At 59.7% G+C, this 21,527-nt stretch carries 21 protein-coding genes; 10 read left to right on the forward strand and 11 right to left on the reverse strand.

Annotation, left to right across the window (positions count from 1 at the left end):
• Positions 1 to 6 precede the first annotated feature (6 nt).
• Entirely contained in the window at positions 7 to 579 is a 573-nt protein-coding gene (locus tag EC919_RS11700) for a DNA-3-methyladenine glycosylase I (protein WP_133774037.1), read from the forward strand.
• A gap of 39 nt (positions 580 to 618) precedes the next feature.
• Positions 619 to 1,506 carry a lysophospholipid acyltransferase gene (locus EC919_RS11705; RefSeq protein ID WP_133774039.1) on the forward strand — a complete coding sequence of 296 codons (888 nt, stop codon included), beginning with the start codon at positions 619 to 621 and terminating at the stop codon, positions 1,504 to 1,506.
• Positions 1,507 to 1,648: 142 nt separating this feature from the next.
• On the opposite strand, the gene trkA is transcribed toward EC919_RS11705, so the two are convergent.
• From trkA to def, 4 genes are all read right to left on the reverse strand, one after another.
• Complete coding sequence (gene trkA, locus EC919_RS11710; RefSeq protein ID WP_133774041.1) at positions 1,649 to 3,022, reverse strand: Trk system potassium transporter TrkA; 1,374 nt, start codon at positions 3,020 to 3,022, stop codon at positions 1,649 to 1,651.
• Positions 3,023 to 3,188: 166 nt separating this feature from the next.
• Positions 3,189 to 4,511, reverse strand: coding sequence for a 16S rRNA (cytosine(967)-C(5))-methyltransferase RsmB (gene rsmB / locus EC919_RS11715; protein ID WP_133774043.1), 1,323 nt, complete (start codon positions 4,509 to 4,511; stop codon positions 3,189 to 3,191).
• On the reverse strand, positions 4,508 to 5,467 hold the full coding sequence (fmt, locus tag EC919_RS11720) for a methionyl-tRNA formyltransferase (RefSeq protein WP_133774045.1): 960 nt from the start codon (positions 5,465 to 5,467) through the stop codon (positions 4,508 to 4,510). Before fmt ends, rsmB begins: the two co-directional genes overlap by 4 nt.
• Before the next feature lie 132 nt (positions 5,468 to 5,599).
• A complete protein-coding gene (def, locus tag EC919_RS11725; RefSeq protein ID WP_074886160.1) occupies positions 5,600 to 6,106 on the reverse strand; it encodes a peptide deformylase in 507 nt (168 codons plus the stop codon).
• Positions 6,107 to 6,247: 141 nt separating this feature from the next.
• Here def and EC919_RS11730 point away from each other — a divergent pair, with 141 nt between their 5' ends.
• The 3 genes from EC919_RS11730 to EC919_RS11740 all read left to right on the forward strand — a co-directional run bounded on the left by EC919_RS11730 (position 6,248) and on the right by EC919_RS11740 (position 9,107).
• Complete coding sequence (locus EC919_RS11730) at positions 6,248 to 7,273, forward strand: LysM peptidoglycan-binding domain-containing protein (RefSeq protein ID WP_133774047.1); 1,026 nt, start codon at positions 6,248 to 6,250, stop codon at positions 7,271 to 7,273.
• A gap of 124 nt (positions 7,274 to 7,397) precedes the next feature.
• Positions 7,398 to 8,510 (forward strand): DNA-processing protein DprA, encoded by a 1,113-nt coding sequence (gene dprA, locus EC919_RS11735; RefSeq protein ID WP_133774049.1) that lies wholly within the window; start codon positions 7,398 to 7,400, stop codon positions 8,508 to 8,510.
• Between the two features lie 39 nt (positions 8,511 to 8,549).
• Positions 8,550 to 9,107 (forward strand): L-threonylcarbamoyladenylate synthase, encoded by a 558-nt coding sequence (locus EC919_RS11740; protein WP_133774050.1) that lies wholly within the window; start codon positions 8,550 to 8,552, stop codon positions 9,105 to 9,107.
• Positions 9,108 to 9,274: 167 nt separating this feature from the next.
• Here the strand turns inward: EC919_RS11740 and EC919_RS11745 are convergent, their stop codons facing one another.
• A complete protein-coding gene (locus EC919_RS11745; RefSeq protein WP_133774052.1) occupies positions 9,275 to 10,252 on the reverse strand; it encodes an NADPH:quinone reductase in 978 nt (325 codons plus the stop codon).
• A 225-nt stretch (positions 10,253 to 10,477) separates the two neighbouring features.
• Between EC919_RS11745 and hemF the strand changes: the two genes are divergently transcribed.
• Positions 10,478 to 11,398, forward strand: coding sequence for an oxygen-dependent coproporphyrinogen oxidase (gene hemF / locus EC919_RS11750; protein ID WP_133774054.1), 921 nt, complete (start codon positions 10,478 to 10,480; stop codon positions 11,396 to 11,398).
• Positions 11,398 to 12,225 (forward strand): shikimate dehydrogenase, encoded by an 828-nt coding sequence (gene aroE / locus EC919_RS11755; protein WP_133774056.1) that lies wholly within the window; start codon positions 11,398 to 11,400, stop codon positions 12,223 to 12,225. The genes hemF and aroE overlap by 1 nt, the downstream gene beginning before the upstream one ends.
• Positions 12,226 to 12,319: 94 nt before the next feature.
• Here the strand turns inward: aroE and choX are convergent, their stop codons facing one another.
• On the reverse strand, positions 12,320 to 13,246 hold the full coding sequence (choX, locus tag EC919_RS11760; RefSeq protein WP_133774058.1) for a choline ABC transporter substrate-binding protein: 927 nt from the start codon (positions 13,244 to 13,246) through the stop codon (positions 12,320 to 12,322).
• Positions 13,247 to 13,285: 39 nt separating this feature from the next.
• Positions 13,286 to 14,791 carry a choline-sulfatase gene (gene betC / locus EC919_RS11765; protein WP_133774059.1) on the reverse strand — a complete coding sequence of 502 codons (1,506 nt, stop codon included), beginning with the start codon at positions 14,789 to 14,791 and terminating at the stop codon, positions 13,286 to 13,288.
• Between the two features lie 114 nt (positions 14,792 to 14,905).
• Between betC and EC919_RS11770 the strand changes: the two genes are divergently transcribed.
• Together EC919_RS11770 and EC919_RS11775 are read left to right on the forward strand one after the other, a co-directional pair.
• On the forward strand, positions 14,906 to 15,856 hold the full coding sequence (locus EC919_RS11770; protein WP_133774061.1) for a choline sulfate utilization transcriptional regulator: 951 nt from the start codon (positions 14,906 to 14,908) through the stop codon (positions 15,854 to 15,856).
• 443 nt (positions 15,857 to 16,299) lie between these two features.
• Complete coding sequence (locus EC919_RS11775) at positions 16,300 to 17,223, forward strand: hypothetical protein (protein ID WP_133774063.1); 924 nt, start codon at positions 16,300 to 16,302, stop codon at positions 17,221 to 17,223.
• 157 nt (positions 17,224 to 17,380) lie between these two features.
• On the opposite strand, the gene EC919_RS11780 is transcribed toward EC919_RS11775, so the two are convergent.
• The 3 genes from EC919_RS11780 to trpB form a co-directional block, all read right to left on the reverse strand.
• The gene (locus tag EC919_RS11780) at positions 17,381 to 17,908 is read right to left on the reverse strand and encodes an anti-virulence regulator CigR family protein (RefSeq protein WP_133774065.1); all 528 of its coding nucleotides are present in this window, start codon (positions 17,906 to 17,908) and stop codon (positions 17,381 to 17,383) included.
• Between the two features lie 76 nt (positions 17,909 to 17,984).
• Positions 17,985 to 18,845 carry a tryptophan synthase subunit alpha gene (gene trpA / locus EC919_RS11785; RefSeq protein WP_133774067.1) on the reverse strand — a complete coding sequence of 287 codons (861 nt, stop codon included), beginning with the start codon at positions 18,843 to 18,845 and terminating at the stop codon, positions 17,985 to 17,987.
• Positions 18,845 to 20,077, reverse strand: a complete 1,233-nt coding sequence (gene trpB, locus EC919_RS11790; protein WP_133774069.1) for a tryptophan synthase subunit beta — start codon at positions 20,075 to 20,077, stop codon at positions 18,845 to 18,847. Before trpB ends, trpA begins: the two co-directional genes overlap by 1 nt.
• Positions 20,078 to 20,197: 120 nt before the next feature.
• Between trpB and EC919_RS11795 the strand changes: the two genes are divergently transcribed.
• Positions 20,198 to 21,097, forward strand: a complete 900-nt coding sequence (locus EC919_RS11795; RefSeq protein ID WP_133774071.1) for a LysR family transcriptional regulator — start codon at positions 20,198 to 20,200, stop codon at positions 21,095 to 21,097.
• Here the strand turns inward: EC919_RS11795 and EC919_RS11800 are convergent, their stop codons facing one another.
• Entirely contained in the window at positions 21,098 to 21,421 is a 324-nt protein-coding gene (locus EC919_RS11800) for a DUF883 family protein (RefSeq protein WP_037017008.1), read from the reverse strand.
• Positions 21,422 to 21,527: the final 106 nt, after the last annotated feature.

The raw sequence follows: 21,527 nt of genomic DNA on the forward strand, positions 1-21,527 counted from the left end.
AGCCCTATGCCACGCTGCTTTTGGTGCAACGAAGATCCGCTTTACATGGACTACCACGATCAAGAGTGGGGTATGCCGTTGCGCGATGCGCAGATGCTGTTCGAGTTCCTGTTGCTCGAAGGGTTCCAGGCCGGACTGTCGTGGATCACCATCCTGAAAAAGCGTGAGCGCTACCGTCAAGTGATGTTCGGCTTCGACGTCCAGCGCATTGCAGTGATCACCGATGCTGAAATCGAAGCGCTGATGCTGGAGCCCGGCATTGTGCGCAACCGTCTCAAGCTCAATGCCGCGCGCAGGAACGCTCTGGCCTGGTTGCGGCTTGAGGATCCGGTCGCGTTTGTCTGGTCCTTTGTCGGCGGCAAGCCGAAGGTCAATCACTTCAAGGACCGCAGCGAAGTCCCGGCCATTACGCCAGAGGCCGAAGCGATGAGCAAAGCGTTGAAGAAATCCGGTTTCACCTTCGTCGGCCCTACTATCTGTTACGCCTACATGCAGGCCACCGGAATGGTGATGGACCATACGATTGACTGCGATCGATACGCTGAGCTGGTGGGTGATGTGAGTGAACGGCTCGCATGAATGGTTACAATGGCCGCCTCATGTATTCGGGAGTGATCTGTGGATAAGTTCAAAGGCGCCTTGATGGTTGGGGCATTGCGCCTGTTTGCCCTGTTGCCGTGGCGCGCAGTGCAATGGGTCGGCACCTGCATTGGCTGGCTGATGTGGAAATTGCCTAACCGTTCTCGCGACGTCGCGCGCATCAACCTGTCCAAGTGCTTCCCCGAACTGAGCCCTGAAGAACTCGAAGCACTGGTCGGCCGCAGCCTGATGGACATCGGCAAGACCCTGACCGAAAGCGCCTGCGCGTGGATCTGGCCGGCGCAGAAGTCGATCAATCTGGTTCGCGAGGTCGAAGGGCTTCAGGTCTTGAAAGACGCCCTGGCGTCGGGCAAGGGCGTCGTCGGCATCACCAGCCATCTGGGCAACTGGGAAGTGCTCAACCACTTCTATTGCAGTCAGTGCAAACCGATCATTTTCTACCGACCACCCAAGCTCAAGGCCGTGGACGATCTGCTGCGCAAGCAGCGCGTGCAGTTGGGTAACCGCGTTGCCGCGTCCACCAAGGAAGGCATTCTCAGCGTCATCAAGGAAGTGCGCAAAGGTGGCTCGGTCGGCATTCCCGCAGACCCGGAGCCGGCAGAATCAGCAGGCATATTCGTGCCCTTCTGCGGGACAATGGCGCTGACCAGCAAGTTCGTGCCGAACATGCTGGCGGGCGGCAAAGCGGTAGGCGTGTTCCTCCACGCGATGCGTCTGGAGGATGGCTCTGGCTACAAAGTGATTCTCGAAGCCGCGCCGGAGGACATGTACAGCGCTGATACGGCAACGTCGGCAGCGGCCATGAGCAAGGTGGTTGAAAAGTACGTGCGGGCCTATCCAAGCCAATACATGTGGACCATGAAGCGCTTCAAGAAACGCCCCGAAGGTGAGAAGCGCTGGTATTGATCAAACGCTGAGCCCCGCAGGCCCGCGATCAACTGTAGGAGCGCGCTTGCCCGCGATAAGTCGGTACATCCGACAGCGCTATGTCAGGCCTAGCATTTTTCGCGGGCAAGCGCGCTCCTACGTTAAAGGCGTCTGCCCAGAGTCAGAAAAAGCTCAAACCCACTTGGAACAGTCGCTCCACGTCGCGGATGTATTTTTTATCCACAAGGAACATGACCACGTGATCGCCTGATTCGATCACCGTGTTGTCATGGGCGATGATCACCTGGTCGGCGCGGGTGATGGCGCCGATGGTCGTGCCGGGCGGCAAGTTGATGTGCATGATGGCTTTGCCAATCACCTTGCTGGATCTGGCATCGCCATGGGCGACAATCTCGATGGCTTCCGCCGCGCCCCGACGCAATGAATGCACGCTGACGATATCGCCGCGCCGCACGTGGGCCAGCAACGTACCGATGGTGGCGAGCTGAGGGCTGACCGCGACATCAATCTCTCCCCCTTGCACCAAGTCGACATACGCCGGGTTGTTGATGATCGTCATCACCTTCTTCGCGCCGAGACGCTTGGCCAGCAACGACGACATGATGTTCGCCTCGTCGTCGTTGGTCAGTGCCAGGAACAGGTCGGCGTTGTCGATGTTCTCTTCCACAAGCAGGTCGCGATCGGAAGAGCTGCCTTGCAGGATCACCGTGTTGTTGAGCGTGTCAGAGAGGTGACGGCATCGGGCGGGATTCATTTCGATGATCTTGACCTGATAGCGGTTCTCGATGGCTTCCGCCAGCCGCTCGCCAATCTGACCGCCGCCAGCAATCACGATGCGCTTGTAGCTCTCATCCAGGCGACGCATCTCGCCCATCACGGCGCGAATATCCGCCTTGGCAGCGATGAAAAAGACCTCGTCGTCCGCCTCGATAACCGTATCGCCCTGAGGAATGATCGGACGGTCGCGACGGAAGATAGCTGCAACGCGGGTATCCACATTCGGCATGTGCGTGCGCAGTTGACGCAGTTGCTGTCCCACCAGAGGCCCGCCGTAGTACGCCTTGACCGCCACCATCTGGACCTTGCCGCCCGCGAAGTCGATGACTTGCAGCGCGCTGGGGTATTCGATGAGCCGCTTGATGTAATGCGTGACCACTTGCTCAGGGCTGATCAGCACGTCCACGGGAATGGCGCCGTTGGCGAACAGGCCTGAGCGGGTCAGGTACGCCGACTCGCGAACACGGGCAATCTTGGTCGGGGTCTGGAACAGCGTGTACGTGACCTGACAGGCGACCATGTTGGTCTCGTCGCTGCTGGTCACCGCGACCAGCATGTCGGCGTCGTCGGCACCGGCCTGACGCAGCACGGTGGGGAATGAACCGCGACCATGGACGGTGCGGATATCAAGGCGATCACCCAGGGCCCGCAAACGATCCTGATCGGTGTCCACGACGGTGATGTCATTGGCTTCGCTGGCCAAGTGCTCGGCCAGCGTACCGCCGACCTGCCCTGCGCCGAGAATGATGATCTTCAATCAGTCTCTCCTTGAAATGATGATCGGGTCAGATGCGTGGGCTGAAGACCTGCGGCGTTTTCGGACCGTAGGAGCCGGCTTGCTGGCGAACCTGCCAGATCAATCAGTAGCGAGATGACTGATCTGACCCATTCGCCAGCAAGCTGGCTCCCACAGGAGACAGGCATCAGACCGACGCCGCAATCTTGATCAGTTTGGCGTAGTAAAAGCCGTCATGCCCGCCTTCCTGGGCCAGCAACTGACGGCCGTGGGGCTGTTTCAGACCAGGCGGTGGATTGCCTTGCTGCCCGGCGATGTCCAGCTCCCGTGCGCCCGACGTACGCGCCAGAAATGCAGCGATGACTTCGGTGTTTTCAGTCGGCAGGGTCGAACACGTGGCGTACAGCAAGATGCCGCCGACCTGCAGCGTCGGCCACAGCGCGTCGAGCAATTCGCCCTGCAGCGCGGCGAGGGCGGGAATGTCATCCGCCTGGCGGGTCAGCTTGATGTCGGGGTGGCGACGAATCACGCCAGTCGCCGAGCAAGGCGCGTCGAGCAGGATGCGCTGGAACGGTTTGCCGTCCCACCATAGATCGGTGGCGCGGGCGTCGGCGGCGATAAGTTCGGCACTCAGGCCCAGGCGATCCAGGTTCTCCTTGACCCGCACCATGCGCTTGGCTTCAAGATCCACTGCAACCACGCCCGCCAGGCCCGGTTGTACTTCCAGCAGATGGCAGGTCTTGCCGCCCGGCGCGCAACAGGCGTCCAGCACACGCTGACCCGGCGCCAACTCCAGCAAGTCGGCGGCCAGTTGTGCTGCCTCATCCTGAACGCTGATCCAGCCCTCGGCGAACCCCGGCAATGAGCGAACATCGCCCGGTTCGGTGAGCACGATGCCGTCTTGGCTGAACGTGCTCGACGTTGCGGCGATGCCTGCGTCCAGCAACAGTTGGAGGTACTGCTCGCGGGTTTTGTGCCGACGATTGACCCGCAAAATCATCGGCGGGTGGGCGTTGTTCGCCGCACAAATCGCCTCCCAATGCTCAGGCCACGCAGCTTTCAGCGCTTTTTGCAGCCAGCGTGGATGAGCGGTGCGCACCACCGGATCGTGTTCCAGCTCCGTCAGCAATGCCTCGCCTTCCCGTTGGGCTCGACGCAGAACGGCATTGAGCAACGCCTTTGCCCACGGCTTTTTCAGCTTGTCGGCGCAGCCCACGGTTTCGCCGATAGCGGCGTGGGCAGGGATGCGTGAATAGAACAGCTGATACAGGCCCACCAGCAATAAAGCCTGCACGTCGTTATCGGCGGTTTTGAATGGTTTCTGGAGCAATTTGGTCGCCAGTGCGGACAACCTCGGCTCCCAGCGCGCAGTGCCAAAAGCCAAATCCTGGGTCAGGCCGCGGTCGCGGTCTTCAACCTTGTCCAGTTGGGTGGGCAAAGAGCTGTTCAGCGACGCCTTGCCACTCAGTACGGCAGCCAAGGCCTTGGCTGCGGCCAGACGCGGGTTCATTGCGTATCCACCGCTTGGCCGAGAACGGTGCCGACGGCGAACTTCTCGCGGCGGCTATTGAACAGGTCAGCGAAGCCCAGAGGTTTGCCGCCCGGGAGTTGCAGACGGGTCAGACGCAGTGCGCCACTCCCGCACGCGACCAGCAGGCCTTCTTTGCTCGCGTCGATGATGCTGCCGGGCGTGCCCTCCCCGTCGGCGATCTGCGCGGCCAGCACTTTCAGCGCTTCGCCGTTGAGCGTGGTGTGGCAAATCGGCCATGGGTTAAAGGCGCGTACCAGCCGCTCCAGCTCAACCGCCGGGCGGGTCCAGTCGATGCGCGCCTCATCTTTGTTCAGTTTGTGCGCATACGTGGCGAGGCTGTCGTTCTGCACTTCGCCCACCAGCGTGCCGTCAGCCAGCCCGGCGATGGCTTGAGTCACCGCAGTCGGGCCGAGCTCGGCAAGACGATCGTGCAGCGTGCCGCCAGTGTCGTCGGCCGTGATCGGGGTCGTCACCTTGAGCAGCATCGGGCCGGTGTCCAGGCCCGCTTCCATGCGCATCACCGTCACGCCGCTTTCGGCATCGCCCGCTTGCACGGCGCGCTGAATCGGCGCAGCACCGCGCCAGCGTGGCAGCAACGAGGCGTGACTGTTGATGCAGCCCAGACGCGGAATATCCAGCACGGTCTGCGGCAGGATCAGGCCATAGGCGACCACGACCAGCAGGTCCGGCTGCAACGCAGCCAGCTCGGCCTGGGCTTCGGGTGCGCGCAAGGTCGGCGGCTGCATGACAGGAATGTTGTGCTGGAGGGCCAGCTGCTTGACCGGGCTGGGCATCAGCTTCTGACCACGACCGGCCGGGCGATCTGGCTGGGTGTACACCGCAATGACGTCGTGGGGACTGTCGAGCAGGGCTTTCAAATGCTCGGCGGCGAATTCCGGGGTGCCGGCAAACACGATGCGCAGTGGCTCAGTCATGGGCTTCTCTTGAAGTAAGACTGTAGAAACGCGCTTGCCCGCGATGGCGTGGTGTCAGCCGGCAAATGCGGCAGAGGACAGGTCGCTATCGCGGGCACGCGGGCTCCTACGGTAGAAAGGAGGATGGCTGGATCAGGCGTTTTGCTTGTGAAGTTTTTCCAGCTTCTTCTTGATCCTGTCGCGCTTGAGATTGGACAGGTAATCAACGAAGAGCTTGCCATTCAGGTGGTCGCATTCGTGCTGGATGCACACGGCGAGCAGGCCCTCTGCGATGAATTCGTAGGGCTGGCCATCACGATCCAGCGCCTTGACCTTGACCCGTTGCGGGCGATCCACGTTCTCGTAGAAACCCGGAACAGACAGGCAGCCTTCCTGGTACTGATCCATCTCGTCGGTCAGCGGCTCGATCTCGGGGTTGATGAACACCCGCGGCTCGCTGCGATCTTCAGAGAGATCCATCACCACCACGCGCTTGTGTACGTTAACCTGCGACGCGGCCAGACCGATGCCAGGTGCTTCGTACATGGTTTCAAACATGTCGTCGACCAACTGGCGAATGCTGTCGTCCACTTCAGCCACCGGCTTGGCGATGGTGCGCAGGCGCGAATCGGGAAATTCGAGGATGTTTAGAATGGCCATATACGTAAGGGATGCACTGTAGGGTAAAGTCAAAATCGGCTGCTAGGCTTGGGACGTCACAAGCTGCAGCCCTAGTAAAACCGGAAGTCTCGCAAGACTCAGCGTTTCACGCGAAGCCAACATGATAAAGGGATTCACCGCATGAGGAAATCACTACTCGCCCTGCTGCTGTTGGCCGCGACCGGCCTTGTCCAGGCGCAAGTACAGCTCAGGGATGGCCATCCACAGAGTTACACCGTCGTCGCCGGTGACACACTCTGGGACATTTCCGGAAAATTTCTTAACCAGCCCTGGAAGTGGCCGCAGCTCTGGCGCGCCAATCCACAGGTTCACGACCCTGATCTGATCTACCCCGGTGACACGCTCAACCTGATTTACGTCGATGGTCAGCCACGCATCGTGGTCAATCGCGGCGAGTCCCGGGGCACCATCAAACTGTCCCCGCGTGTGCGCAGCACGCCGATTGCCGAGGCGATCCCGACCATTCCGCTGGGCGCAATCAATGCCTTTCTACTGAATAACCGAATCATCGATAACGCCAGCCAGTTTGAAGCCGCGCCCCATGTCGTGGCCGGCCCCGGCGAGCGGGTGCTCAGTGGGGCGGGTGATCGAATCTATGCGCGCGGACAGTTCGAGCCGAGCCATGTGTCGTACGGCATCTACCGCAAGGGCAAGACGTACGTCGATCCGGTCACTGGCGTGGTGCTGGGCATCAACGCCGATGACATCGGCAGCGGCGAAATCGTCGCCTCGGAAGGTGACGTGGCGACGTTGCAAATGCAGCGCTCCACCCAGGAAGTGCGCCTTGGCGACCGTCTGTTTGTCAGCGAAGAGCGCCGAATCAATTCCACCTTTGTCCCCAGCGAACCTCAGCAGCCGATTGACGGCAACATCATCGACGTACCGCGGGGCGTGACGCAGATCGGCGAATTCGACGTGGTCACCATCGATCGTGGCCGCCTTGATGGCTTGGCCGAAGGCAACGTGCTGGCCATCTACAAGACCGGTGAGACAGTGCGCGACCGGGTCAACGGTGATCAAGTGAAAATTCCCGACGAGCGTTCAGGGCTGTTGATGGTCTTCCGCACGTACGAGCGACTGAGCTACGGCATGGTGCTGCACGCAACCCGATCTCTGGCGGTGCAGGACAAAGTCCGCAATCCGTAATGCTATGTATCAGCTCTAAATCACTTTTCTCCACCGGCATGCTTCACTTATCAAATTGTTGTTAACAGACTTATCCACAGCTTGGTTCATTGATTAAGGTGGACCACGGATCAAGGAAGATCACATGCCGTTGTTCGAAAAGGCCGGGCAGTCGCCGGCCGAGCTGGAAGCACGCTTGCGTTTGCATCGGCTGCCGGAAGTCGGCCCGAAACGTTTTCGTACCCTCATCGATGCGTTCGGCAGCGCCTCTGCCGCGCTAAGTGCGCCGGCTTCAGCATGGCGATCTCTACGGCTGCCGGCGGCCAGTGCCGAGGCCCGTCGCAGTACAGACGTACGCGACGGCGCCAGTGCTGCACTGGCTTGGTTAGACCGTCCGGGCCAGCATTTGCTGATGTGGGACGACCCTGACTACCCTGCGCTACTGGCAGAAATTCCTGATCCGCCGCCACTGCTTTTCATCGCGGGAAACCGCGCGTTGCTCGATCGTCCGCAGTTGGGAATGGTGGGCAGTCGTCGCGCTTCAAAGCCTGGGCTCGACACCGCTGCGGCATTCGCTCGAAGCCTGGCAGGTGCCGGTTTTGTCATCACCAGCGGGTTGGCGCTGGGTATCGATGGCGCGGCACATCAAGGTGCGCTGGACGTAAAAGGCGGGACAATTGGCGTGCTGGGCACCGGCATCGAAAAACTTTATCCACAGCGGCATCGCCAACTTGCAGCGCGCATGATAGGCGACGGCGGCGCAGTGATTTCAGAGCTGCCCCTGGACGCAGGACCTCACGCCAGCAACTTTCCCCGGCGCAATCGAATCATCAGCGGTTTGTCCCTGGGCGTGCTGGTGGTCGAGGCCAGCGTCGCCAGCGGATCGCTGATTACGGCACGGCTTGCTGCCGAGCAGGGCCGTGAGGTCTACGCGATTCCCGGCTCGATCCATCATCCGGGAGCCAGGGGTTGTCACCAGCTGATCCGGGAAGGGGCGGTGCTGGTGGAAACCATCGACCATATTCTTGAAGCGCTACAGGGCTGGAAAAACATCGCGCCGAGCCATGACGTCGTTGACAAGCCGTCGACGCCGCTCCATCCGCTGCTAGCCCTCTTGCACGCAGCGCCGCAAACCGGCGAGGCGCTGGCCCATAACAGCGGTTGGCCGTTGCCGAAGGTTCTTGCGGCGCTGACTGAGCTCGAACTCGACAGCAGCGTGGCTTGTGAAGCCGGGCGATGGTTTGCCCGGGCACGCTGAGGTTAAACTGCCCGCCTGCTTAATTGGGGAGAACGGACGATGGTCAGCAGTTGGCGAGTGCAGCAAGCCGCACGAGAAATTCGGGCCGGGGCGGTAATTGCCTATCCAACCGAAGCGGTGTGGGGGTTGGGCTGTGACCCTTGGGATGCAGAGGCGGTGTATCGCTTGCTGGCAATCAAGGCGCGGCCTGTTGATAAGGGCTTGATCCTGATCGCAGACAACATCCGTCAGTTTGATTTCCTCTTCGAGGACTTCCCTGAGCTGTGGATTGATCGCATGGCCAGCACCTGGCCGGGACCGAATACCTGGCTGGTGCCCCATCAAGGCCTGTTGCCGGACTGGATCACCGGAAAGCACGACACCGTCGCCCTCCGGGTCAGCGATCACCCGACCGTACGGGAGCTGTGCGCCTTGACCGGCCCGCTGGTGTCGACTTCTGCCAACCCTACCGGTCGCCCTGCCGCCCGCTCGCGGTTGCGCGTTGAACAATATTTCCACGAGCAACTGGACATGGTGCTGAGTGGCAGTCTCGGTGGGCGCCGCAATCCGAGTGTGATCCGGGACCTGGTGACGGCTGAGGTGGTAAGGGCGGGCTAAGCATTCTCCTGCCTGCTTTTGAATGGTTTTGGTCTGACCGCGACTTGCCTAAGCGGTGGAACCTGTAGGAGCGCGCTTGCCCGCGAATCAGATATACCTGTTACGCATTGAGCGACTGACACAACGCATTCGCGGGCAAGCGCGCTCCTACAACATCAAATGCGGGATCAAGGCACCAGGATGATCGACCCGACTGTTCTGCGGCCTGACAGTTCGGTGTGCGCCTTTGCGGCATCCTTGAGGGCGAACTTCTGGATGTCGTCGACCTTCACTTTGCCGGTGGCAACCATTTCAAACACTTCATCCGCCATTGCCTGCAAGGCTTGCGGGGTGTTCGCGTAGGAGCCCAATGTCGGCCGCGTGACGTAGAGCGAGCCTTTTTGAGCGAGAACACCAAGGTTCACGCCGGTCACCGCGCCTGATGCATTGCCGAAGCTGACCAGCAGGCCTCGCAATTCCAGACAATTCAGAGACGTTTCCCACGTGTCTTTGCCCACGCCGTCGTAGACCACCGGGACCTTCTTGCCGTTGGTCAATTCCAGTACACGCTGAACGACGTCTTCCTTGCTGTAATCGATGACTTCCCACGCGCCGAGCGCCTTGGCGTGCGCAGCCTTCTCCGCCGAGCTGACCGTGCCGATGAGCTTGACGCCCAAGGCGTTGGCCCACTGGCAGGCGATCGATCCCACGCCGCCGGCAGCGGCATGGAACAGAATGGTTTCTTCAGGGCGGATTTCGTAGGTCTGGCGGAACAGGTACTGCACGGTCAGGCCCTTGAGCATAACGGCGGCGCCCTGCTCGAAGCTGATGCCGTCAGGCAGCTTGGCAATGTTCGCGGCCGGCGTTAGGTGGACGTCCCCGTATGCACCTAATGGGCCTGTGCCGTATACCACCCGATCGCCGACTTTGACGTGGGTGACTTCACTGCCAATCGCTTCAACCAGGCCCGCGCCTTCGTTACCCAACCCTGACGGTAACGACGGCGCCGGGTACAGGCCGCTGCGAAAGTAGGTCTCGATGAAGTTGACGCCAATCGCCTTGTTACGCACGAGCACGTCTTTCGGGCCTGGCGCCGGGGGTTCGAAGTCCACGTACTCGAGCACTTCCGGACCGCCATAAGCCTTGAACTGGATACGTTTTGCCATTTGCTTTCTCCGTCATGGATCGGACTTGCAGGGGATGACTGTCGATGCGAAAGGGCTCTATCGGACTCCTTCGTCGTCGCTTCGTCAACTGCGGCATCCGCCGAGCCGGTGATATGCTACGGGCCGAATTTCGCCGACGGGATTTGCTCAGCGAGGCGTGCTATCAATGCCAAGGCCGGTCGAATCCCGCTCCCGACGCACGTTTCAGTTTATGCAGGTACCGCCATGTCCTTTCGCACCGATGCCGTCAAAGCCTACTTGCTCGACCTTCAGGATCGCATTTGCGCCGCGCTGGAAACCGAAGATGGCAACACCCGTTTCGTCGAAGACGCCTGGGAACGGCCGGCTGGCGGTGGCGGACGCACCCGGGTCATCGAGAACGGCCACATCCTCGAAAAGGGCGGGGTCAATTTTTCCCACGTGTTCGGCGCAGGCCTCCCGCCCTCAGCCAGCGCCCACCGTCCAGAACTGGCAGGGCGTGGTTTCGAAGCCCTCGGCGTGTCGCTGGTGATGCACCCGCACAACCCTCACGTGCCAACTGCCCACGCCAATGTGCGGTTCTTTATCGCAGAGAAAGAAGGCGAAGAGCCGGTGTGGTGGTTCGGCGGCGGCTTTGACCTGACGCCCTATTACGGCGTCGAGGAAGACTGCGTTCATTGGCACCGCGTTGCCGAGCAGGCTTGCGCGCCTTTCGGCGCCGACGTTTATCCCCGCTACAAGGCGTGGTGCGATCGCTACTTCCATATCAAGCACCGCAATGAGCCCCGCGGCGTCGGTGGATTGTTTTTCGACGACCTCAACGAGTGGGATTTCGACACCAGCTTCGCGTTCATCCGCGCCATCGGCGATGCATTCGTCGAGGCTTATCTGCCCATCGTTCAGCGCCGCAAAGACACGCCGTACACGCCGCAGCAACGTGAGTTTCAGGAATTCCGCCGCGGGCGTTACGTGGAATTCAATCTGGTGTACGACCGCGGCACCTTGTTCGGGCTGCAATCGGGTGGCCGCACTGAATCGATCCTCATGTCGCTGCCGCCGCAAGTGCGCTGGGGCTATGACTGGAAAGCCGAGCCGGGCAGCGAGGAAGCCCGCCTGACCGAGTATTTTCTGCAGGATCGCGACTGGCTGGCTGAGGCGGCACAGTGATGACCGACCAGTACGTTGTTTTCGGCAACCCTATCGGCCACAGCAAATCCCCGCTGATCCATCGCCTGTTCGCCGAGCAAACCGGTCAGGCGCTGGACTACCAGACCTCGCTGGCGCCACTGGACGGCTTCACCGCTTACGCCAAGGCGTTTTTTGAGACAGGCCGGGGCGCCAACGTCACCGTCCCGTTCAAGGAAGAAGCGTACCGGATGGCCGATCAGCTGACGGAGCGCGGTCGTCGTGCCGGGGCGGTCAATACGCTGGCACTTCGAGCGGATGGCAGCCTGTTGGGTGACAACACGGACGGCGCAGGCCTGGTTCGGGACCTTAAGGTCAATCATGGCGTCACCCTCAAGGACAAACGCATCCTTGTGCTCGGCGCTGGCGGCGCAGTGCGTGGCGCGCTGGAACCCTTGCTGGCGGAAGATCCCTACGTGCTGGTGGTCGCCAATCGCACGGTGGGAAAGGCTGAACAACTGGCCCAGGAATTCGCCGACATTGGCCCGGTGCTGCCTGCAGGCTATGACTGGCTGGAGGAACCGGTGGACATCATCATCAACGCCACGTCGGCCAGTCTGTCAGGCGAGGTGCCACCGATTGCGCCCAGCCTCATTCAGCCGGGCGTGACCTTCTGCTACGACATGATGTACGCCAAAGAACCGACCGCGTTCTGTCGCTGGGCGTCTGAACACAGCGCCGGGCAATCCGTGGATGGTTTGGGAATGTTGGTCGAGCAGGCCGCCGAGGCGTTTTACCTGTGGCGTGGCGTGCGACCGGAATCAGCACCGGTACTGGCGGAACTGCGGCGGTTGATGGCGCAGACCTAGCGAATGTACCGACCTCATCGCGAGCAAGCTCACTCCTACAGACTGATATTGGCCCTGTAGGAGTGAGCTTGCTCGCGATGCTTCTTGTCGGCGCTTACAACTTGGCCTTCACCGCTGGCAGCGCATCCTTGTCGTCAACGGTTTTCACGCCGTCGAGCCATTTGTCCAGCACCGCCGGATTGGCTTTCAACCATGCTTTCACCGCCTCCGTGTTGCTGACCTTCTTGTCCACCACGGTCTGCATGATCGAGTTTTCCATGTCCTGGGTGAACACCAGGTTGGAAAGCAGCTTGGCCACATTCGGGCAGGCGTCGGCGTAACCTTTGCGGGTTACGGTGTAGACGCTGCCGGTCTCACCGAAGTACTTCTCGCCGCCTTTGAGGTAGTGCATGCCTTTGATCTGCACGTTCATCGGGTGCGGCGTCCAGCCGAGGAACACCACGAATTCCTTTTTCTTCACGTTGCGCTGCACTTCGGCCAGCATCGCCTGCTCGCTGGACTCCACCAACTTCCAGTCACCCAGTTCGAACTCGTTCTTTTTGATGATCTCCTGAATCGAGGCGTTGGCCGGAGCCCCCGAACCGATGCCGTAAATCTTCTTGTGGAATTTGTCGGCAAATTTGTTCAGGTCGGCGAAGTCGTGAATGCCCGCATCGTAGACATAATCCGGAACCGCGAGGGTGAACTCGGTGCCTTCCAGGTTCTTCGCGTATTGCGTCACGTCACCCGTGGCGATGAACTTGTCGTAGAAGCCCTGCTGGGCCGGCATCCAGTTACCGAGAAAGACGTCCAGTTGCCCGTCCTTCAGACCGCCGTAGGCGATCGGCACCGCCAGGGTGTCGATCTTGGCTTTGTAGCCCATACCGTCGAGCAAAAAGCCTGCGGTGGCGTTGGTCGCAGCGATATCGCTCCAGCCTGGATCGGCCATCCGTACGGTGCTGCAGCTAGCGTCAGCGGCATAGGCCACGACGCTGCTCAAGCTCAAGACCCCAACCGCCAGCGTGGTGAACAGCTTATTCATGGTGTGCCCCTTTTTTGGTTTTCTAAGTGTTGGCAGGGTTCAAGGTTGCGGATAACGGGCCTTGCGCTCCAGATCGTCCAGATCAATGTGGTTGCGCATGTACTGCTGACTGGCGTCGACCAGCGGCTGGTGATCCCAACTCTTCAGCTTGCCGATGGCCAGCGACTCGGCGACGAACCGCCGGCGTCGCTGACTGGCGAGCACCTGGTGGTGTATCGCCGGAATGTCCCACTTGGCCTTTGCTTCGGCCAGGAACGCAGCGAACAGGTCGCGATGAGCCTCGGATCGACTCAACTCTTCCTGCTCCTTCGGATCGTTGTGCACGTCATACAGCAGACATGGGTCCCGTTCCGAATAAATGAATTTGTACGCGCCGCGACGAATCATCATCAGCGGACTGTTGGTGCCCTCGGCCATGTACTCGCCAAACACCTCGTCGTGGCCGCCCTCGCCTTGCAGGTGCGGCAATAGTGAGCGGCCATCGAGCGGTAAGCCGGCGTCCAGTTGACCGTCAGCCAGCGCCACAAAGGTCGGCAACAAGTCAGCGGTCGACACTGCGGCCTGCACACGACCGGCCTTGAACTGTCCCGGAGCGTACACCAGCAATGGCACCCGCGCCGACATCTCGAACCAGTGCATTTTGTACCAGAGCCCGCGCTCACCCAGCATGTCGCCATGGTCGCCGGAAAACACAATGATCGTGTCGTCAGCCAGTCCGGTTTCTTCAAGGGTCTTCAGCAGTTTGCCGACGTTGTCATCAATGTAGCTGCAGGCGCCGAAATAGGCGCGGCGTGCATCGCGAATCTTTTGCTCGGGCAGCGGCTTGTCCCACAGGTCATAGACCTTCAGCAGGCGCTGGGAATGCGGATCCTGTTCGGACTGGGCCAACGGCGCGTGGGGCATCGGGATTTCTTCGTCGCTGTACAAATTCCAGTAAGACTTGGGAATGGTGTATGGATCGTGGGGATGGGTCATCGACACCGTCAGGCAAAACGGCTGATCGCCGTCTTCGCGTACATGATCGAACAGATACTGCTGAGCCTTGAACACCACTTCTTCGTCGAAATCGAGCTGATTGGTGCGCACGCAAGGTCCGGCTTGTAAGACCGATGACATGTTGTGGTACCAGGTCGGGCGCACGTCCGGTTCGTCCCAGTTCACCGCCCAACCATAGTCGGCCGGATAGATGTCGCTGGTCAGGCGCTCTTCGTAGCCGTGCAACTGATCAGGACCACAGAAGTGCATCTTGCCGGACAGTGCTGTGCGATAGCCGAGACGACGCAGGTAGTGGGCGTAGGTCGGCACATCAGCCGGGAAGTCGGCGGCGTTGTCGTAGGCGCCGATCTTGCTCGGCAACTGCCCGCTCACCAGCGTGAAACGCGACGGTGCGCACAGCGGACTGTTGCAGTAGGCGGCGTCGAACACCACACCTTCAGCAGCGAGGCGACTCAAGTGGGGCATTTTGATCGGAGAAGTGGCGTACATCGGCAACATGGGCGCGGCCATCTGATCGGCCATGATGAAAAGAATGTTCTTGCGCTTCATGTATTCGCGGCATCCCATAGTCATTATTTATGCGAAAGTGCTCCGACCGAGGATGGTGCCCATGCCGTCTGCGGTAAAGCCCATGAGAGGCAATGCCTAGGATAAGTGCAGTTTATGTTTGAAGCCCTTGGTGCCATGTCGCTGGATTTGCTTCGCGGCTTTGAGGCCGCCGCACGGTTGCGCAGTTTTACCGCTGCGGCCATCGAGCTCGGCACCACTCAACCGGCCATCAGCCAGCAAATCAAGCGACTGGAGGAGCAACTGGCGATGCGGCTGTTTGATCGCATCTATCGCGGTATCGAGCTGACGGACGCCGGGCTGATCTTGTTCAATCACGTACAGACCGGGCTCCAGTCGATGGACACCGGGCTCACCGCAATCACCGAGCAGCATCAGCACGAGGTGCTGCAAGTGGCGACGGACTTCGCCTTCGCTGCCTATTGGCTGATGCCGCGCCTGCACCGTTTCCACAAGGACAACCCCGACGTCGACGTCAGCCTGGTTACCAGCGAGCGCAGTCACAGCATGCTGCGTGCAGATATCGACGTGGCCGTGTTGTTTGGCGACGGCCGTTTCAAGCAGGGAGAAAGCCACTGGTTGTTCAGCGAGGAAGTATTCCCGGTCTGCAGTCCACAGTTGCTGAAGGGGCGCGACCTGCCCTTGCCCACCGATGCGCTGAAAGACTTCGCGCTCCTGCACCTTCGTGGCGAAGGGGGCAACAACTGGTTTGACTGGGGTGGCGTGTTCCGCGCCCTGAATATCCCTCAGGCACCCGCTCCGGGGCAGCTGCGATTCGATAATTACACGCTGATGATTCAGGCGGCGATCGGCGGCCAGGGCGTGGCCATCGGCTGGCGACATCTGGTAGATGATTTGCTGGAGCAGGGGTTGCTATGCCGCCCTATCGAAGCCAGCGCCGTCTCCGGATATGGCTATTACATCGTTTTGCCGCAACGCAAACGGCGCGTGCAGATCGTGCAGAGGTTCGTAGATTGGTTACGAAGTGAGCAGGCGTTGAGCGGGGATTTGTTGAAGGGCAAGGCGCTGCCGTCGATTGCGGTTTAAAGGCGTTAACAGAAACATACCGACACCGCTCTGGTCGCGGATCATTGCGGCGCCGTTCGCCTCCCAACATTAATTTTTATTCCAGAAGATTCCTACAGACTTGTCGGACTCGGTGAGGTTTACAACTGCAGTCACTTAAGATTATTTCCTACATGCAACTGGGGTATGGCAATCGGGATCACTGCATCCACTTTTGTCAAAGCTAATTGTCATGTAGGAATTCACCATGCGAATCCGGCTTACGAAGATGCTGTTAAATGCAAGGGTGAACTTGATAGCGACTTGGCGATGGTTTGGCGAGCGTTTGAACAGAAGGCTTATTATTTTCTGTCTTAACGCATGCAGGGCAGTTTTGATTGCTTATCTCCTGCTTTTCTTTTTCAGATACTACAGCTTTGGCTGGTTAATATGACTGTCACACATTCAAAGGGTTGGACTTAATAATGCCTGCGCAACTAAATAAAAATGATATTGATATGCTGAATATATTGCTTAAACACGAATCCCCTGAACTTATGTATGAGGCACTTCAATCCTATGGCTATAAATATGCAGCACTTGCTGGAGGTATTATTGACCCCCATTCGCCATCGGGCTCGGCGGCGGTTAACTTTCTACGGCTAACTGCGCAGCGCGACGGCGCCCGATTTACGGAAAATTCGATTCGCTTTGTCTATGACAGAATGGCTCAAGCTTACTTGGATGTGCTCAACGCACAGTACAAAAGTCAAGGCGTGGTCAATAGAGATATAAATCATCGGGAGGCATGGGAGATCCACAACAAGGTTTTAGCATATCTCGGCTATTCCGCCGACGCTTGGACGCTGAATTCAGTTTTCAACGTCATGGCAAATGATGAGATAAGGGAGCGGTATTGGATGGAAACTTTGGAATCCGCAGGTGATCCGGTCGCAGAAGCTCTGATTATCATGAGGACAGAGACTTTTATGGCAACTGTTTCAACCATTGGCAACGCGGATATGAAAGCTGTTGCTGATAACTGGCGCTCGCGAGTTGATACCCCATCAACAATCGCGGCTGTTGCGAGAGGGACCACTGGTATGATCGCCGATCGAATTGGTGATCTTTTCAAGGATATTACCAACGCCGTTTTAGGACCCGTGCCAGCGGGTACGATTATACCGACATGGACACCCGCACCCGCAGCAACTCCACTACCCGTGCCAAATGCCGCTACTACGCCACCGCCCCCAATACCTGCGCCTCCGCGAGTACCAGTCCAACCGGTACGTAAGCCTCGCAGGCGGCCACGCCTTCCCCCGCCGACGACCCATAGGGGCCATCCCGGGAGTGGATATGAACAAACCGGTGGAGGGGGGCGTGGGCCAGTTTTCTGGCTAGAGTGATATGACTAACTACTGATCCTTATTTGAGCGCGCTTGATCACGAAAGGCGGTGAGTCATCGCGATTTGCACTGCTGACACAACGCATTCGCGGGCAAGCGCGCTCCTACAGATTTGCGTCCATCTCACGTGCATGGACGGACGCGATTCAGAGGGGCCTTAATTCAGCACGCCATCCAGGATTTCATAGACGATCCCGCTGCCGATTGCGATCAGCACGACGTCCGGGCCCAGGCGGCGCCATTCGTAGCCATCGTATTGAGGCAGGTATTGCAGCGAGCGTTGGTCCAGTCGACGCCCATAACCGCGTGGCAGCGGGTGGCCTTTGATGATGTGGACGCCAGGGGGCAGCGGCTGACCGCGACCGATGATTTCCCGGTGTTCGCTGATGGTCCGGCGCACGTCGCCGAAGTCGGCAGGAGGACGCCCGCCACGTTGATTATTGCCACGGTTATCGGCACGCGGTTCGTTGCGATGGTCGTTGCCGTTGCCGTTGCCGTTGCCGTTGCTATTGCCGTTGCCATTGCCGCGATCGCCCTGCGGACCGCCTGGCTGGCCGTGGTCCTGATGTTGGCCCGGGCCGTTGTCATCGCCGCCGCGTTGATCGGGTGGGGCAGCCTGAACCAGCGCGCTGGCGCTGAGCATCAACACGCCCAACCCGGCGATCAAACGATTCGAGACTTTCATGTAGCGCGCTCCTGAGCAAAATACGGGCAGCAAAAAGGGGTTCAGGACGTGGTCCTGAACCCCTTCGCTGTACGGCTTAGTGTGCTGCCAGAGACCGAGATTCCTCTGTATCAGAAACTTTACCTTCGGCGACGCGGGCCTTACGCACGCCTTCCGACAACTGCGCACACAACCCCAGCACGCCGCTGACCGCTTGCTCAGGCGAAGACGCGCTTGCGATCTGGTCAATCAATGCCGAGCCGACGACGACACCATCGGCCACGCGCGCAATGGCTGCCGCTTGTTCAGCTGTACGAATCCCGAAGCCGACACTGATCGGCAGATTGGTATGGCGGCGCAGGCGTTGCACGGCATCTTTGACGTGATCAATCGTTGCGGAGCCGGCACCCGTCACGCCTGCTACCGACACGTAGTAAACGAAACCGGAACTGCCATTGAGCACCGTAGGCAAGCGAACGTCGTCGGTGGTCGGGGTCGTCAGACGGATGAAGTCCAGACCGGCGTCCTGAGCAGGGTCGCACAGTTCGGCGTTGTGCTCTGGCGGCAGGTCCACCACGATCAGGCCGTCCACACCCGATGAATGCGCTTCGGAGATGAAGCGCTCGATGCCGTAATTGTGGATCGGGTTGTAATAACCCATCAGCACCAGCGGTGTAGTGCTGTCTCCTTCACGGAATTCGCGAACCATCTGCAGGGTTTTTGCCAGGTTTTGCTTGGCATTAAGAGCGCGAATGTTGGCCAGCTGAATCGCCGGGCCGTCGGCCATCGGGTCAGTGAACGGCATACCCAGTTCGATGACATCGGCACCTGCCTCAGGCAGTCCCTTGAGGATCGCCAGCGAAGTGTCGTAGCCCGGATCGCCTGCCGTGATGAAGGTCACCAGGGCCGCGCGATTGTGTTCTTTCAGTTCGGCAAAACGCGTTTGCAGGCGGCTCATCAGTGTTTCTCCTGCTGGGACATATCCAGGTGGTGCATCACGGTTTGCATGTCCTTGTCGCCACGACCGGACAGGTTGACCACCATCAGGTGATCCTTCGGCAGGTTTGGCGCACGTTTGAACACTTCAGCCAGAGCGTGAGCGGTTTCCAGCGCCGGGATGATGCCTTCGAGACGGCAGCAGCGGTGGAATGCAGCCAGCGCCTCATCATCGGTGACGGACGTATATTCGACGCGCCCAACGTCGTGCAACCAAGCGTGCTCAGGACCAATGCCTGGATAATCGAGGCCGGCTGAAATCGAGTGGGCGTCGGTGATCTGGCCATCGTCGTCCTGCAGCAGGAAGGTACGGTTACCATGCAGCACGCCCGGAACACCGCCGTTCAGGCTGGCGGCATGTTTGCCGGTTTCGATGCCGTGACCCGCAGCTTCCACCCCGATGATGCGCACACTCGTATCGTCGAGGAACGGGTAAAACAGGCCCATGGCATTGGAGCCACCGCCGATGCACGCCACCAGGCTGTCCGGCAGACGACCTTCGTGCTCCTGCATCTGCACACGGGTTTCCTTGCCGATGACGGCCTGGAAATCGCGGACCATCGCCGGGTAAGGATGCGGGCCGGCGACGGTGCCGATCAGATAGAAGGTGCTGTCGACATTGGTGACCCAGTCACGCAGCGCCTCATTCATGGCATCTTTCAGCGTGCCGGTACCGGAGACCACGGGAATGATCGTGGCGCCCAGCAGCTTCATGCGAAACACGTTGGCTTGCTGACGTTCGATGTCAGTGGTGCCCATGTAGATGACGCATTCCAGGCCAAAGCGTGCCGCCACGGTGGCGGTGGCAACGCCGTGCATGCCGGCACCGGTCTCGGCGATGATGCGTTTTTTGCCCATACGCCGCGCCAGCAGAATCTGGCCGATGCAGTTGTTGATCTTGTGCGCGCCGGTGTGGTTGAGCTCTTCGCGCTTCAGGTAAATCTTCGCGCCGCCACAGTATTCGGTCAGGCGCTCGGCAAAATAAAGCGGGTTTGGGCGGCCCACGTAATCGCGTTGGAAGTAGGCGATATCGTTCAGGAAGGATGGATCTGTCTTCGCGATCTCGTACTCGCGGTTCAGATCAAGAATCAGCGGCATCAGCGTTTCAGCGACATAACGGCCGCCGAACCCGCCGAACATGCCGCGGTCGTCCGGGCCGGTGCTGTAGGCATTCTGCGTCTGAGTCTGGGTCATGTGGACCTCCGGGGATGCGAATAAGATGAGCCGTCAGGCAGTGATCACACTCTAACCAGCGCCAGCGACGATGAAAACCGATAAGATAGGCGCAACCTGTCAGGAAAACTCACCTATCCCATGAGCCGAGACCTTCCCCCTCTCAACGCATTGCGTGCCTTCGAAGCCACAGCCCGGCTAAACAGTGTCAGTCAGGCCGCTGAGCAATTGCACGTAACCCATGGTGCCGTGAGTCGTCAATTGAAAGTGCTGGAAGAGCACTTGGGTGTTGGCCTGTTCATCAAGGACGGACGTGGCCTGAAACTCACAGATGCAGGGATTCGGTTGCGCGATGCAAGTGGCGAAGCGTTTGATCGTCTACGCAGCGTCTGTGCCGAGCTAAGCAAGGGCAGTGCCGATGCGCCGTTCGTGCTGGGTTGTTCCGGAAGCTTGCTGGCACGCTGGTTCATCCCGCGGCTGGGGCGGTTGAACGCGGACCTTCCCGACCTGCGGCTTCACTTATCTGCGGGAGAAGGCGACCTTGATCCGCGACGGCCCGGGCTGGACGCGCTGCTGATATTCGCCGAGCCGCCGTGGCCGGCAGACATGCAGGTGTTCGAGCTCGCCAGCGAGCGTATCGGCCCTGTGTTGAGTCCGCGATTCGCGAGGTTTCAAGAGCTGCGGCACGCACCTGCACAGGCTCTTGTGGGCGAGCCGTTGCTGCAGACCACATCGCGCCTGCAAGCCTGGCCGGCCTGGGCGATGCAAAACGGCATCGAGCCCGACGCACTGAGCTACGGACAGGGTTTCGAGCATTTGTATTATTTACTGGAAGCGGCCGTTGCGGGACTTGGAGTGGCGATCGCACCGGAGCCGTTGGTGGCTGACGACCTGAAAGCCGGGCGCCTGGCTGCGCCATGGGGCTTCAGTGAAACCCCGGCGCAGCTGGCGTTGTGGGTACCAAAACGCGCCGCAGATGGACGCGCTCAGCACCTGGCTCGATGGCTCAAGCAGGAACTCGAGCGATCGGGGCGGGCTTGATCAGCCGCGCTTGCACAGCAGGTAAGCGGCCAGCAGGCCGATTGCGCCAACAGCGACGCCTGCTGTGGTCCAAGGATGCTCTTGGGCGTAATCACGGGTCGCAACGCTGGTTTCGCGTGTTTTGACTTTGACGTCTTCATAGACATCGCTCAACAGGCTGCGCGAATGGCTCAGTGCGCTTTCAGCGTTGGCTTTCAAGTTTTTCAGGGTCTTGCGCGACTCGTCGGAAGCGTCGGACTTCAAGCCTTCCAGCGACTTGAGCAGACTCTCGATCTCGGCTTCCATGCTTTGCAACGACGCTTTACGGGATGACGTGAATGCCATGATTTGACTCTCCTGCTGTGATGAGTGGCGTGTGTTGTTTCCGACTACAGGGTTTCGAGAAAGTGCAGTGCGTGATGCGAAGTACCGTTTCTTCTGAACTTTTAGG

The sequence above is a fragment of the Pseudomonas graminis genome (assembly GCF_004364335.1).
Classification (GTDB): domain Bacteria; phylum Pseudomonadota; class Gammaproteobacteria; order Pseudomonadales; family Pseudomonadaceae; genus Aquipseudomonas; species Aquipseudomonas graminis_D.